This window comes from Streptomyces sp. NPDC032472 (assembly GCF_040636955.1).
In the GTDB taxonomy this organism is placed as follows: Bacteria; Actinomycetota; Actinomycetes; order Streptomycetales; family Streptomycetaceae; genus Streptomyces.
The window spans coordinates 24326-37976 of record NZ_JBEZVK010000035.1; the positions used below are offsets into that span (position 1 = coordinate 24326).

11 protein-coding genes and 1 pseudogene are annotated in these 13651 nt (G+C 74.5%); 7 read left to right on the forward strand and 5 right to left on the reverse strand.

All coding sequences use genetic code 11. The annotated features are described in order from the left end of the window. The first annotated feature begins 366 nt into the window (after positions 1-366). The 3 genes from panD to AB0F11_RS23350 are packed head-to-tail and all read left to right on the forward strand — an operon-like array spanning position 367 to position 1774. The gene (gene panD / locus AB0F11_RS23340; protein ID WP_361914498.1) at positions 367-789 is read left to right on the forward strand and encodes an aspartate 1-decarboxylase; all 423 of its coding nucleotides are present in this window, start codon (positions 367-369) and stop codon (positions 787-789) included. A gap of 17 nt (positions 790-806) precedes the next feature. Next, a complete protein-coding gene (locus tag AB0F11_RS23345; protein WP_362176948.1) occupies positions 807-1160 on the forward strand; it encodes a GNAT family N-acetyltransferase in 354 nt (117 codons plus the stop codon). Continuing rightward, positions 1154-1774 carry an aspartate/glutamate racemase family protein gene (locus AB0F11_RS23350; protein WP_362177053.1) on the forward strand — a complete coding sequence of 207 codons (621 nt, stop codon included), beginning with the start codon at positions 1154-1156 and terminating at the stop codon, positions 1772-1774. The genes AB0F11_RS23345 and AB0F11_RS23350 overlap by 7 nt, the downstream gene beginning before the upstream one ends. Before the next feature lie 1588 nt (positions 1775-3362). Here AB0F11_RS23350 and gndA read toward each other — a convergent pair. Continuing rightward, positions 3363-4805, reverse strand: coding sequence for an NADP-dependent phosphogluconate dehydrogenase (gene gndA / locus AB0F11_RS23355; RefSeq protein WP_362176951.1), 1443 nt, complete (start codon positions 4803-4805; stop codon positions 3363-3365). A gap of 197 nt (positions 4806-5002) precedes the next feature. Here gndA and AB0F11_RS23360 point away from each other — a divergent pair, with 197 nt between their 5' ends. Beyond that, positions 5003-6316, forward strand: coding sequence for a transglycosylase family protein (locus AB0F11_RS23360; protein ID WP_362176954.1), 1314 nt, complete (start codon positions 5003-5005; stop codon positions 6314-6316). 24 nt (positions 6317-6340) lie between these two features. On the opposite strand, the pseudogene AB0F11_RS23365 reads toward AB0F11_RS23360, so the two are convergent. Then, positions 6341-7210: pseudogene (locus AB0F11_RS23365) on the reverse strand (DMT family transporter); the annotation flags it as partial. A 281-nt stretch (positions 7211-7491) separates the two neighbouring features. Between AB0F11_RS23365 and AB0F11_RS23370 the strand changes: the two are divergent. The 3 genes from AB0F11_RS23370 (at position 7492) to AB0F11_RS23380 (ending at position 10693) form a co-directional block, all read left to right on the forward strand. Then, positions 7492-8973, forward strand: a complete 1482-nt coding sequence (locus AB0F11_RS23370; RefSeq protein ID WP_362176956.1) for an SDR family NAD(P)-dependent oxidoreductase — start codon at positions 7492-7494, stop codon at positions 8971-8973. A gap of 360 nt (positions 8974-9333) precedes the next feature. Next, on the forward strand, positions 9334-9510 hold the full coding sequence (locus tag AB0F11_RS23375; RefSeq protein WP_361914540.1) for a hypothetical protein: 177 nt from the start codon (positions 9334-9336) through the stop codon (positions 9508-9510). A gap of 196 nt (positions 9511-9706) precedes the next feature. Then, positions 9707-10693 carry an NAD-dependent epimerase/dehydratase family protein gene (locus AB0F11_RS23380; RefSeq protein ID WP_362176959.1) on the forward strand — a complete coding sequence of 329 codons (987 nt, stop codon included), beginning with the start codon at positions 9707-9709 and terminating at the stop codon, positions 10691-10693. Here AB0F11_RS23380 and AB0F11_RS23385 read toward each other — a convergent pair. The 3 genes from AB0F11_RS23385 to AB0F11_RS23395 form a co-directional block, all read right to left on the reverse strand. Continuing rightward, the gene (locus tag AB0F11_RS23385; protein WP_362176962.1) at positions 10679-12157 is read right to left on the reverse strand and encodes a lipase maturation factor family protein; all 1479 of its coding nucleotides are present in this window, start codon (positions 12155-12157) and stop codon (positions 10679-10681) included. The two genes, AB0F11_RS23380 and AB0F11_RS23385, sit on opposite strands and share 15 nt — an antisense overlap. Before the next feature lie 90 nt (positions 12158-12247). Continuing rightward, positions 12248-12781 carry a DUF1990 domain-containing protein gene (locus tag AB0F11_RS23390; protein ID WP_362176965.1) on the reverse strand — a complete coding sequence of 178 codons (534 nt, stop codon included), beginning with the start codon at positions 12779-12781 and terminating at the stop codon, positions 12248-12250. After that, on the reverse strand, positions 12778-13644 hold the full coding sequence (locus AB0F11_RS23395; protein WP_362176968.1) for a YndJ family protein: 867 nt from the start codon (positions 13642-13644) through the stop codon (positions 12778-12780). The genes AB0F11_RS23390 and AB0F11_RS23395 overlap by 4 nt, the downstream gene beginning before the upstream one ends. Between the last annotated feature and the right edge of the window lie 7 nt (positions 13645-13651).

Below are 13651 nucleotides of genomic sequence, written 5' to 3' on the forward strand. Positions count from 1 at the left end.
TCTCCGTCTCCAGCGGCGTAGGCGGCTCGGACGGCGCTTCCGGGCGGCGGCCCTGGGGGCAGCTCGACCCAGCCGCGCGTACCCAGTTCCGCGGCCGGGCCGCCCCCAGGTCAGCTGCGACCAACCTGGTCGTCGCTCTGGGTCGCGACTTGTACGCGGCCGCGTTCCGGATCGCTGAGGGTTCCGTCGAGGCGTGGAGGGGTTTCGCAGTTACCTGATGATCCGTCGGAACAGCCGGCAATGGGTCAGCGTGAGTCCTGAAAGACCTGGAGAAAGCTGACCGAAGATGCGAATCGTTGTAAGGTGCCGAGACCGCACTTGACCTGCAGTGAGCAGGCAGGGAGCAGACATTTCGGGAGTTATTTCATGCTTCGCACCATGTTCAAGTCGAAGATCCACCGGGCCACCGTCACGCAGGCCGACCTGCACTACGTCGGGTCCGTGACCATCGATGCCGATCTGCTCGACGCCGCGGATCTGCTGCCCGGGGAGCTCGTCCACATCGTGGACATCACCAATGGGGCGCGGCTGGAAACGTACGTCATCGAGGGCGAGCGCGGTTCCGGGGTCATCGGGATCAACGGGGCCGCCGCGCACCTCGTGCACCCGGGCGACCTGGTCATCCTCATCAGCTACGCGCAGGTCGAGGACGCCGAGGCCAGGGCGCTCGTGCCGCGCGTCGTGCACGTGGACGCGCAGAACCGCATCATCGAGCTGGGCGCGGACCCGTCCGCCCCGGTGCCGGGCACGGACCAGGAGCGCAGCCCCCACGCGGTGGCTGCCGGCTGAGGGGAGAGTCGGGGACCATGACGCAGAGCGGCACGATCGAGTTCAAGGACGAGCGGGAGGCCGGGAGGCTGCTCGCCGTCGAGGGCGGCCAGGTGGTCGGCCTCATCGCGTACTTCGTGCTCGCCGAGGCGCCCGGGGCGCTGGTGGCCGTGCACACCATCGTCGAGCCCGGGCACGAGGGGCGGGGGATCGCCGGGAACCTCGTGCAGGCCTTCTACGGGATCGCCGCGGCCGAAGGGGTGCCCGTCGTTCCGCTCTGCCCGTACGCGGCGAGCTGGGCGGCCCGGCATCCGGACCGGGCGCCCGAAGCTCCGGCCGAGGTCGTGGCAGCGGCGCGGGCGCAGCTCGACGCCAGCCCCGACCTCTGGTGACGGGCCTGACGCTGCTGCACACCTCGCCCGTGCACGTGCCGGTCTTCGACGCGCTGCGGGACCGGGACCACCCCGGGGCCGTACTGCGGCACCTCGTGGCGCCGGAGCTGCTGGACCGGGCCCGCGCGGCGGGCCCGGAGGCGGTGGCTCCGGCCCTGCGGGCCCTGCTGGCCGGCTCGGGCGGGCCGGTCCTGGTGACCTGCTCGACCCTCGGGGCGGTCGCGGAGTCCCTGGCGGGCGAGCTGGGCGTGCCCGTGATGCGGGTCGACCGGCCGATGGCGGCCGCCGCGGTGGGGATGGGCTCGCGGATCGTGGTCCTGGCGGCGCTGGAGTCGACGCTGGCCCCGACCGTGGCGCTGCTGGCCGAGGAGGCCGGTGGCCGGGCGGTGGGGGTCACCGCGCGGGTGGTCGCCGGAGCCTGGGACCGCTTCGAGGCCGGTGACGGCCCCGGCTACCTGGCGCTGGTTGCCGCGGCCGCCGATGCCGTTTCGGCGGCGGACGCGGACGTCATCGTGCTGGCCCAGGCCTCCATGGCCGGGGCCGCCGCCCTGACCACCACCCGCGTCCCGATCCTGTCCAGCCCGCCCCTGGGCCTGACCGCCGCCCTCGGATAGCCCCGGCCGTCCCGATGCCTCAACCACCGGCGGGCCTGCCCGCGCCGGCCCGGGTCCCAGGAGTCGCCGGAGGCCGGCTGGCTTCTGGGGCGCTGACCCAGGCCCCGCGCCTCGATCTCCGGCGGGGCTGGAGTTGCCGGGCCTGCGGCTCCAGGCGGTGGTGGAGCCAGCCGGGCTTTGGGGCGCTGGCCCAGATCCCGCGCCTCGATCGCCGGCGGGGCTGGAATGGCAGGGCCCCCGGCCCCAGGCGGCGGTGCCAGCCGGGCTTGTGGGGCGCTGCCCCGGGCGCCGTGCTCAATCGCAGCCGGGGCTGGATGTGCCGGCCCTTGGTGCCAGGTGTTTGCGGGAGCTGGTTGAGTTCGGGGACGCCGCCCCCAGGCTTCGTGCCAGTCGCCGGCGGGGCTGATTTTGCCGGGTCCTGCTTCGAATGCGGAACGTGGCTGGTTTTCCGGCCCCGCTTCGAGAACGGGAAGGGGCTGGGGGTTGCCGGATCCTTGTCCGACGCGGTGGGGAGGTGTTGCTGCTGCATGTGCGGCTTCGCCGGGGCTTTCGGGGCGGGGGGTGGCCTTTCCAGCCTCGTTGGTGGTGAAGGCGGGGTCTGGGGCGGCGCCCCAGTGCACCCGGGCCGTCGGCCGGCGCAGCCAGGGGCCGCCCATCCCAGCCTCGCCGGCGTTTGAGGAGCGGGGTCGGGGCCGGAGCTCCAGGAAACCTGGCTGAGCCGGGGAACCGGGCTCTGCCCGGACCCGTGCCTCGTACGGCGGCGAGGCTGAAGGGGGCGACCCTCGGCTTCGTAAGGGGGAGGGGGCTTGGGGTTGCCGGGGCATTGCCCAGCGGGGTCGGGGCGACGGTGGCGGCTGGCGTGCGCGTCCGCTGCGTCCCTTCGGCGCGGGGCTGGGGCGGCGTCCCGGGTCGCCCGGCAGCGGCTCCGGCCAGACCGTCGGTTCGACAGGCGTGGGGCTGCGGATCCGGGGAAGGTGAGACACATGGTGTCAAACGTGTACGCGGAGGAGACGCAGCCCCCGGTGCCGGAGCCGCCGCCCGTGCCCGGGCCCAGCCCCTTCCCGGATCCGCAGCCCATTCCGAAGCCTCCGCCGCCCGTGCCCGAGCCGTTCCCGGAGCCCGATCCGATTCCGCCTCCGCCCGGGCCGGCGCCGGTACCCCAGCCTCCGCCGCCCAGCTGAGCCTCGGGCCGTCCCCCGTCCGGCGCGGGTCCCGCAGCCCCGCCACCGGGCGCGTACCAGGCCGTTCCGTTCCCCGGGCCGCAGTCGGTTCGGCAGGCCGCGCCGCCCCCGGGTCGGCGCCGGTCCCGTAGCCGCGGCAGGGCCGGCTGAGCAGCCTGCCATCCGGCGAGCTGCAGGCCGTTGCGCTCGCGGCGGCGGTTCGCCGGCCCGCTGCCGGAGTGGCCCGGGCCAGCACCGCCCCCCCGCACCCCGCCGTCGGATGGGGTTCGGGCCGTGCCTGGTCCGGCGCCGGTTCCGGAGCACCGCCCGCCCGGGCCGAGTCTCAGGCGGTTCCCTGGGCGGCGCCGGCGTCGGGTTGCGCGGCCCCGGGCCGGCCGCGGTTCCGCGGGCCCGAAGCCCCCCGGGGTTCAGGACGTGCGGATTTCGGAGCGGTTGCCGCTCCAGAGGGTGTGGAACGAGCCCTCGCGGTCCGTGCGGCGGTAGGTGTGGGCCCCGAAGAAGTCCCGCTGGCCCTGGGTCAGGGCCGCCGGCAGCCGTTCCGCGCGCAGCGCGTCGTAGTACGCCAGCGACGCCGCGAACGCCGGCACCGGGATGCCGTGGCCCACCGCCGCGGTCACCACGGACCGCCAGTCGTCCTGGGCCGCGCCGATCTCCGCGGCGAAGCCGCCGTCGGCCAGCAGGCTCGGCAGCCCCGGCTGCGCGTCGTACGCCGCCCGGATCCGGTCCAGGAACGCGGCCCGGATGATGCAGCCGCCCCGCCACAGCGAGGCCACCGCGCCGAGGTCCACCTCCCAGCCGTACTCCTGGCTGCCCGCCTGGATCTGGTGGAAGCCCTGCGTGTACGAGACGATCTTCGAGGCGTACAGTGCCTGCTCCACCTGCGCCGCGAACGCATCCGCGGCCTCCGCCGGCAGCGGCGCGGCGGACGGCCCCGCGAGCCCCCGCGCGGCCGTGCGCAGCCCGGCGTGGCCCGAGACCGCGCGGGCGAAGACCGCCTCCGCGATCCCCGACACCGGAACGCCCAGGTCCAGCGCGATCTGCACGGTCCAGCGGCCGGTCCCCTTCTGCTCCGCCGCGTCGGCCACGACGTCGACGTACGGGCGCCCGGTCTCGGCATCGGTGTGCGCGAGCACCTCCGCCGTGATCTCGATCAGGTACGAGTCGAGCCGGCCCCGGTTCCACGCCCGGAAGGTCTCCGCGATCCTCGCGGGGGAGTAGCCGGCGACCTCGCGCAGCAGGTGGTACGCCTCGGCGATGAGCTGCATGTCGGCGTACTCGATGCCGTTGTGCACCATCTTCACGAAGTGCCCCGCGCCGTCGGGGCCCACGTGCGAGGTGCACGGCGTGCCGTCGGCGGCCTTCGCCGCGATCCTCTCCAGCAGCGGGCCCAGGGAGGCGTACGACTCCACCGAGCCGCCCGGCATGATGCTCGGGCCGAGCAGCGCACCCTCCTCGCCGCCCGAGATGCCGACGCCCACGAAGTGGATGCCCTGCTCCCGCAGTTCGCGCTCGCGCCGCCGGGTGTCCTCGAAGTGCGCGTTGCCGCCGTCGATGATGACGTCGCCCGGCTCCAGCAGCGGCGCGAACTCCCGGATCACCGCATCGGTCGGCTCCCCGGCCTTCACCATCACGATCAGGCGGCGCGGCCGCTCCAGCGCGTCCACGAACTCCTTCGCGGACTCGGCGGCGACGAACTCCCCCTCGTGCCCGAACTCCTCCACCAAGGCGCGGGTCTTGGCGGCGGTGCGGTTGTGGACGGCGACCGTGAAGCCGTTGCGGGCGAAGTTCCGGGCCAGGTTGCTGCCCATCACCGCGAGCCCGGTGACGCCGATCTGGGCCGTGCTGCTCATGCGTGCGCTCCTGAGTGCTTCGATGTGCGGGTGCCCCCGACGCTACATCGGCACCGGCGGAGGAAGATCCCCCGACCGCCGAAACAATGTCAACTGACCCCTGGGTGCGCCGGGTTGCGCCCCTTGTCACGTCCTGGTCGCGGCGTTAGGTTGTGCGGTTCCTGATGTGTTCCTGATGTCTTCGACGGGGGAGTCCCATGGGTGTACGGGGCCGGCACCGCCGGTACCAGCCGAGCAGCATCAACCGCGCCTCGCTCGCCGTCACCGCAGGCGGCGCCGGCATCGCGCTCCCCCTCGTGGGAGCCGGGGCCGGAGCCGCGCACGCCGCATCGGCGGACACCTGGAACGAGGTCGCCGACTGCGAGTCCGGCAACAACTGGAGCATCAACACCGGCAACGGCTATTACGGCGGGCTCCAGTTCAGCCAGAGCACCTGGCGCGCCTTCGGCGGCACCGTCTACGCCCCGCGCGCCGACCTGGCCACCAGGGAACAGCAGATAGCGGTCGCGGAGAAGGTGCTCAAGGGGCAGGGCCCGCAGGCCTGGCCGTCGTGCGGGAAGCAGGCCGGGCTCAGCCGCGGCGGCGCCGCGCCCGTCCTCACGTCCGGAACCCAGGTCGTCACGGCGCAGGCCCCGGCGGCCAAGGACACCACGCCCCCGCCGGCCGCGCCCCGCGCGACGGACACCACGGTCCTGCCGAACCCGTACGTCGTCGCGCCCGGCGACTCCCTCTCCTCGATCGCCGTGAGCCGGCACGTCGAGGGCGGCTGGCAGGCCCTGTACGAGACCAACCGGGCCACGGTCGGCAGCAACCCGAACCTGATCTTCCCCGGGCAGCGGCTCACCCTGCGCATCACCGCCGCGCCGCCCGCACCCGGGCAGAACCCGGAGAAGCCGCCGCGCACGGCGGAGCCGGTCAAGCCCGTGGAGCCCGCGGCCGAGAAGCCCGCGGCCGAGAAGCCCGCGGAGAAGCAGGCGGACAAGCCCGCCGAGAAGCCCGCCCCCAAGGCCGAGGACAAGCCCGCGCCGAAGCCGGAAAAGCCCAAGCCGGCCCCCGAGCCCGCCGGGAAGCAGGCCTCAGCCCCGCAGCAGCAGACCGCCCCGAGCAGCGGTTTCGTCGCGCCCGTCGACGCCGGGATCGGCACCGCGTACCACGTCTCCGGCTCCTCGTGGTCCAGCGGCCACCACACGGGCGTCGACTTCCCGGTCGCCACCGGTACCTCCGTCAAGGCCGTCGGCCCGGGCACCGTCGTCTCCGCCGGCTGGGCCGGGGCGTACGGCTACCAGGTCGTCATCCGGCACGCCGACGGCCGCTACTCCCAGTACGCCCACCTCTCGGCGCTCACCGTCAAGGACGGGCAGCAGGTCTCGGGCGGGCAGCGGATCGGCCGCTCCGGGTCCACCGGCAACACCACCGGGCCGCACCTGCACTTCGAGATGCGCACCGCTCCCGGATACGGCTCCGACATCGACCCGCTGAAGTACCTGCGCGGCCACGGCGTCAGCATCTGACCCGCGCACGTGCGGCGGCACCACGGTGAGCGCGATCAGGCCCGTCGCGGCCAGGGCAGCGCTCGCCAGGGCCGCCGCCGTGCCCGCCGCCCCGAACCGGAAGCCCTCGCCGAAGAACGCGATGCCGACCGCCGCCGCGACCACGGGGTTCACCACGGTCACCGTGGCCAGCGGCGCGGTCAGCCCCGCGCCCCGGTACCCCGCCTGGGAGAGCAGCAGCCCGCCGGACGCCAGGACGGCGATCGCCGCCAGGTCGAGCCACAGGCCGCCCGAGCCCCCGAGCCCGCCCGGACCGCCGAGACCGCCCGGACCGCCCAGACCGCCGAGCGGGCCCGAGGGCGCCCCTGCGACGTCCTCGGCCACCGACTTGGTGAACACCGAGGCCATCCCGAACGACACCCCCGCCGCCGCGGCCAGCAGCACACTGCGCAGCACCGCCCGCCGCATCCGGTGCGCGGCCAGGAACAGCGCGGCCACCGCGCCGCCCGTCAGCGCCAGCAGCAGGCTCCGCTCCCCGCCTGCGAGCGCCTGGTCGCCGTTCCCGCCGGTCAGGGCCAGCAGCCCGGCCAGCCCCACCGTCGCCAGGACCGCCCCGCGCCACGCCGCCGCGCCCGCCCGGCGGTGTACGAACACGGCCGCCATCGGCAGCGCGAAGACGATGGTGAGGGCGCCCAGCGGCTGCACCAGGCTCAGCGGCCCGTACGCCAGGGCCACCACGTGCAGGACCGCACCGAGCCCGTTCAGCGCGACCGCGGCCCACCAGCCGGGCCGGCGCAGCGGTGCGTACGGCCGGTCCGGAGTGGTCCGCGCGACCCGCTCCTGGGAGATGGCGCCGCCCGCGTACGCGACGGCGGACACCAGGCACAGCAGCACCGACAGCACCAGGGCACTCATGAATTCCACAATGCCCGACCCGGGCGGGCTTTTCCTCCCCCTGAAGGAGGTCATCCGTCCTGCTCAGGACGTACTGCACAGGCAGTACGCGGGCGCCCCGGAGCAGTCCTTGCGCAGTACCCCCCACCCACCGCCGCCCTCCTCCCCGTGACCGCCCGTTCGCACTGCGTGAGATCCGCGGCAACGGGTTTGGTTTCGGGCGCGTCGGATCCGTACAGTTGCCGCTTTGGGACCTCCGCAGCAGGCGGACGCGGACGAGTGATCGAGGAACGGCAGCGGCCATGACGGTGACCGAGACCGAAGAGAACCAGGTATACGGGCCGGGCATCGACCCCGAGCGCATGGCCGTCTGCCTCAGCGTGCTGGAAGAGCTCGACCAGCTGGAGGTCGACCACCCTGACGCCGTCACCGTACGCCGCGCCACCGCCGGCATCTACCGCACGGTCAAGCAGCGCCGCCGCCAGGAGCGCCGCGCCGCCAAGACCGCCAACGACAAGGCCGTCACCGAGGCGACCGCGACCGGCTCCGCCGAGCGCATCGACGACGAGACCGAGGGCATCCTGCCCTCCTCGGTCACGGAGGCCGGCCGGATCGCGGGGATACTCCAGCGCCCGCGCTCCTGCTACGTCTGCAAGACGCGGTACGTCGAGGTCGACTACTTCTACCACCAGCTCTGCCCGGACTGCGCCGTCGTGAACCGCGCCAAGCGCGAGGCGAGCGCCGACCTCTCCGGCAAGCGCGCGCTGCTCACCGGCGGCCGGGCCAAGATCGGCATGTACATCGCGCTGCGGCTGCTGCGCGACGGCGCCCACACCACGATCACCACCCGCTTCCCCAAGGACGCCATCCGCCGCTTCAAGGCGATGGAGGACTCGGCGGAGTGGATGCACCGCCTGGAGGTCGTCGGCATCGACCTGCGCGACCCGGCCCAGGCCGTGGCGCTCGCCGAGCAGGTCGCCGAGGCCGGTCCGCTGGACATCCTGATCAACAACGCGACGCAGACCGTGCGCCGCCTGCCCACCGCGTACGCCGCGCTGGTCGAGGGCGAGAGCGCCCCGCTGCCGGCCGGCGAGCTCCCCGCCCACCACGTCATCGGCGCCTTCAACTCCGGTGCCGTGGACGGCCTGGCGGCGCTGCCCGTCGGCGTGAGCGGGCTGGAGGCGCAGAAGGTCGCCGACCTCGCCCTGGTCGCGGGCAACGCCAGCCTCGAACGGCACCTCGCCGGCACCGCCATCGACGCGGGCGGCCTGCTGCCGGACGTCGTCGAGACCAATACCTGGGTGCAGACCATCGACCAGATCTCCCCGGTGGAGCTGCTCGAGACCCAGCTGTGCAACTACACCTCGCCGTTCATCCTGATCAGCGCGCTCCGGCCGGCCATGGCCGAGGCCGCCCGCAAGGCGGCCAGCGGGCGTGCGTACGTCGTCAACGTCTCGGCGATGGAAGGCGTGTTCAGCCGCGGCTACAAGGGCGCGGGGCACCCGAACACCAATGCCGCCAAGGCCGCGATGAACATGGTGACGCGCACCAGCGGCCAGGAGATGTTCGAGACCGACCGCATCCTGATGACCTCGGTCGACACCGGCTGGATCACCGACGAGCGCCCCCACTTCGACAAGCTGCGCCTGGCCGAGGAGGGCTTCCACGCGCCGCTCGACCTGGTCGACGGCGCGGCCCGGGTCTACGACCCGGTCGTCCGGGGCGAGGCCGGCGAGGACCTGTACGGCGTCTTCCTGAAGGACTACGCCCCCGCCAACTGGTAGGCCCCGCGCCCCGAGCCGCCCCGCGTGCCCCGGTCCCTCCTCGGAGGGGCCGGGGCACGCGTGTTTCCAGGGGGCCTTCGGGAGGCGTTCACCCGTTTGCCCCGTCCGGGCCGAGCGCGCCGACGGTCGGGTCAACACTGGCCTACGAGCCCCTGAACCTTCGGGGAACTCACGCCGATGGGGTGGATTTTGCCAATCTATCGAGCGGAGGCGCGCTCAAATGTGTAATCTAAGGGGCACAGCAAGGCCCCACCCGGGCCACGCTCCACCATGGCGCCACCGCGTCTTGAAACCCTTCATCCCCAAGTGCCCGGCGCGGTCCGCCCGCCGGAGCAAGCGACACAAAGGAGTGAGTGCGCGGTGACAGACACGACGACGAAGTCCGACGAGCTGCTGCTGGAGCGCACGGGCTGGCGGGGCCGCCCGCACGCCGAGGAGCTCGGCAACCTGGAGGTCTGGGCACGGTCCGCCCCGATCCGGCTCGCCGGATACGAGGAAGACCTGGCGGAGTCCCACATCCTGCCCGGCATCGACTAGCCGCCCCTGCAGTACGCGCACACCGCCCCCGAGCCGCACGGCGACGGGGCGCAGCGCTGTCCGGGTCCGCCCGCCCTGCGCGCCCGGGGCCGCGCGGCCGACGCCCCGGAGTTCCCGCTCCGCGTACGCCCTCAGCGTCATCGCTGTCGGCGATCACGGCTTCCCGCGCCCCAACCGCCCCAGCAGGCTGGTCCGCATGAAGAAACTGCTGATGCTGGGCGGTACCGAGTTCGTCGGACGCGCCCTCACCGACGACGCCCTGGCGCGGGGCTGGGACGTCACCGTCTTCCACCGCGGCCACCACGCCCCGCCGCCCGGCGTCCGTGCCGTGCACGGCGACCGCACCGCGCCCGGCGGCCTGGACGCCCTCGCCGACGGCGCCTGGGACCTCGTCGTCGACACCTGGGCCCACGCCCCCACCGCCGTGCGGGACGCCGCCCGGCTGCTGAGCGACCGCGCCGGGCACTACACCTACATCTCCAGCCGCTCCGTGTACGCCTACCCGGCCCCGTCCGGCACGGCCGAGGACGCCGCGCTCGTCGAGGGCTCGCCCGACGCCGGCTCCACCGCGTACGCCGAGGACAAGCGGGGCGGCGAGATCGCCGCCGTGGACGCCTTCGGCGACCGGGCCCTGCTGGTGCGCGCCGGCCTGATCGTGGGCCCGTACGAGAACGTCGGCCGGCTGCCCTGGTGGCTGAACCGGGCCGCCCGCGGCGGCCCCATGCTCGCGCCCGGCCCGCGGGACCTGCCGCTGCAGTACATCGACGTGCGCGACCTCGCGCACTGGACCCTGGACGCGGCCGAGGCCGGGCTCGGCGGCCCCTACAACGCCGTCTCCCCGGTCGGCCACGCCACCACGGGCAGCCTCCTCGAAGCCTGCGCGGCCGTCACCGGCGGCGGCGCCGAGCTGCGCTGGACCGACCCGGCGGCCATCGAGGCCGCGGGGCTGGAGCCCTGGGTCGAGCTGCCGATGTGGCTCCCCCCGGGCGAGCTGTACGACTTCATGATGACCGCAGACGTCTCCAAGGCGGTGGCGGCCGGACTGACGTGCCGCCCCGTCGAGGAGACCGCGGCCGACACCTGGGCCTGGCTGCGCTCCCTCGGCGGCGTGGCCCCGCACCGCCCGGACCGGCCGATGAAGGGCGTCGACGCCGAGCGGGAGGCCGCGCTACTCGGCCTCTGACCGGGCCCCGGCCCGCCCGGAGTCCCCTGCTCGCCCGGAGTCCGCGGCCCGGGCGAGACGGGTCGGCGGGAGGTACTCGCGCAGCAGCCGCCGGTGCCACCACGCCCCGGTTTCGCGCAGCTCCCGCCAGGTGGTGAACCGGTAGCGGTACAGCCTCGCCCGGACGTAGACGGGCGGGGCGTCGGGGAACGGGTTGCTGCGGATCAGCCGCAGCGTGTCCCGGTCGCCGGCCAGCAGCCGCTCCACGAACGGCCCGAACCAGTCGCGCGCATAGCCGGGGGAGAGCGCCGCGAACCACATCAGCCAGTCCAGGCGCAGGTGGTACGGGGCGAACTGGCGCGGGAGGCGGCGCGGATCGCCCGGTTTGCCCTTGAACCCGTACTCCCGCCACGCGCCGTCCTCGCGGGGCACCGGGTCCGCGGTGCCCTCGACGACCACCTCGTCGCGGATCCGGCCGACCGTGCCGAAGGCCCCGTACGTGTTGACCAGGTGCAGCGCGTCGAAGGAGCGGTTCATCACCTGGCGGCGCGAGACCATGTTGCGCACCGGGTGCCGGCTCAGCCACAGCACCAGCGCCGTCACCGCGCACACCAGCACCACGAACCACACGGGCGCGCCGCGGTGGGCGGCGGCCGGCGGCGGCCCCGCGAGCCCGGTGAAGTCGACGGCCGCCAGCGCCGGCGTGATCGTCAGCCAGTTCAGCCAGGCGAAGTTTCCCGAGAGCACCAGCCACAGCTGGGTGGCGATGATGATCCCGGCCGCGTACGAGGCCACCGGCTGCGGGGTGAACAGCAGGACCGGGACGGCCAGTTGCGTCACGTGGTTGGCCGCGCACTCCACCCGGTGCAGGGGCCTGGGCAGATGGTGGAAGAACCAGCTCAGCGGTCCCGGCATCGGCTGCGTCTCGTGGTGGTAGTACAAGCAGGTGAGCTTGCGCCAGCAGGAGTCCCCGCGCATCTTGATCAGCCCCGCGCCGAACTCCACCCGGAAGACCACCCACCGCAGCAGCCACAGCACCAGCACCGGCGGGCCGGCCCGCGCATTGCCGAGGAAGACCGCGAGGAAGCCGATCTCCAGCAGCAGGGACTCCCAGCCGAAGGAGTACCAGGTCTGCCCCACGTTCACGATCGACAGGTACAGCAGCCACAGCACCGCCCACATCGCCATGGCCGCGGCCAGCGGCACGAGGTCCCCCGCGCCCGCTGCGAGCGCGGCGGCCAGGGCCGTGCCCGCCCAGGCGCAGGAGGCGAAGAGGCGGTCCGAGTAGCGCACTTGGAACAGGCTCGGGGCGTGCTTGAACGGCACGTACCGCACGTACCGCGGCACGGGCAGCATCCCGTGCGCCCCGATCAGGGCCCGGAACTGCAGCGCGGCCCCGAGGAAGGCGAAGAGGTAGACGCCGGCGAGGGCCCGCTGGAAGACCAGCCGGGCCAGCCAGTAGCCGGGCGCCGTGAACCAGTCCATCGCCTCCAGTATCCGGCGGCCGGGGCGGCCGCGGCCATCGGGGCGGCGCGGGCCGCGGGCGGCGCGGTCGCACGGACGGCGGCGCCCGGCTCAGGCGGCCGCGACCAGCCTGCGCAGGGTCCGGCCCAGGTGGGCCGCGTAGCACCGCTGGAGGAAGGGCACGACCGGCCCCGCCAGCCGCGTGTACCACCGGGCGGGGCGGCTGAAGGCGGTCACCTCGAACCACACCGCGCCGTCCGGGTCCCGGTGCACCAGGAAGGACTCCTCCCCGCGCTCCGGATGGCCGGACACCGTCCCGTAGGCGAATCCGGTCCGGGTGGGCTCGTACGCCGTCCAGACCACCCGGCACGGCGCGTCGATCCGCAGCGGCCCGAAGCCGATGCCCACCACCACCCGGCTCCCGGGCCGCACGGCGCCGTGGCTGCAGCGGACCCGCATCCCCGACGCCCGGTGCGCCCCGAGGGTGGTCACGGCGGCCCCGGCGGCCTCGAACGCGGCCCGGCCGGAGCCGATCCGGGTGCGGTGGTGCAGGTGGTTGTAGCCGGCTGGCAGCGGCAGCCGGGCGGTCGCACCCTGCTCCGGGTAGTTGAACGTCGCCCGGTCGGCGTTGAGCAGTCGGGTCATGGGGCGGCTCCCTCCGGGGATGCGCCGGCGGAGAGCCGGCGCCAGGCCAGTACCGCGCACAGGGCGAAGCCGAGCGCGTTGCCGAGACCGTGGGTCGCGGCCATCCAGGTCAAGGTGGGGTGCACGATCCCGGCGGCCTCGCCCAGCGCCCACCACAGGGCCAGGGCCATGGTGACCGCCAGCACGGCCGCCGACACCCCGAACAGCGCCCGGACGCCGGGGGCGCGGCCGGCGGGCCGGATCTCCCGCCAGGTCACCAGCGCCACCGTCCACATCCCGGCGGTCAGCACCACCGCGCCCGCCAGCTCGGCCCAGTCGTCCACGAAGTAGCCGAGGAGGACCAGCAGCGTCCCGCAGGGCACGCTGTACGCCGCCTGCCGGGACCGGGGGCCCGGCGCGGCCCGGCACACCAGGCCGGCGACCAGGGCGGCGGTGAACCCGGCGAAGTGGAAGTGCGGGACGGTCAGCGCCAGGATGTCGAGGTCGAAGCCGAACAGCCGGTACCCCGCGCGCTCGGCGACCAGCGCGGCCGCGGCGACCGCGGGCGAGGCCAGCGCGGTGAGCACGGCGATCTCGGCGGGAGCGGGCCCGCGGCTCCGCGCGGCCGGGGTGCGCTTCGGGCTCCGCAGCAGCCGGGCCGGGACCTGCGTCGCGGCGAGGGCCAGTGCGGCCGCCGCGTAGAGGGCGGCGAGGGCCGTGGCGGCAGGGCCGCGCGGCAGCCAGAGGCAGACGGCCCCGGGGACGGCCGCGAGCGGCCAGAACCGGGCCCAGGTGCGGAGCCCCACCGGGTCGATGAGGCGCAGTCCGGCAGGGACGATGCCGAGCATGCCGACGGTGACGATCAGGTTCACCAGTACCGTCACGGCGGAC

Excerpts from the sequence above, each read along its gene's own strand:
- panD (WP_361914498.1), top strand. The coding sequence starts at position 367 with ATGCTTCGCACCATGTTCAAGTCGAAGATCCACCGGGCCACCGTCACG.
- AB0F11_RS23345 (WP_362176948.1), top strand. The coding sequence starts at position 807 with ATGACGCAGAGCGGCACGATCGAGTTCAAGGACGAGCGGGAGGCCGGG.
- gndA (WP_362176951.1), bottom strand. The coding sequence starts at position 4,805 with ATGAGCAGCACGGCCCAGATCGGCGTCACCGGGCTCGCGGTGATGGGC.
- AB0F11_RS23360 (WP_362176954.1), top strand. The coding sequence starts at position 5,003 with ATGGGTGTACGGGGCCGGCACCGCCGGTACCAGCCGAGCAGCATCAAC.
- AB0F11_RS23370 (WP_362176956.1), top strand. The coding sequence starts at position 7,492 with ATGACGGTGACCGAGACCGAAGAGAACCAGGTATACGGGCCGGGCATC.
- AB0F11_RS23380 (WP_362176959.1), top strand. The coding sequence starts at position 9,707 with ATGAAGAAACTGCTGATGCTGGGCGGTACCGAGTTCGTCGGACGCGCC.
- AB0F11_RS23385 (WP_362176962.1), bottom strand. The coding sequence starts at position 12,157 with ATGGACTGGTTCACGGCGCCCGGCTACTGGCTGGCCCGGCTGGTCTTC.
- AB0F11_RS23390 (WP_362176965.1), bottom strand. The coding sequence starts at position 12,781 with ATGACCCGACTGCTCAACGCCGACCGGGCGACGTTCAACTACCCGGAG.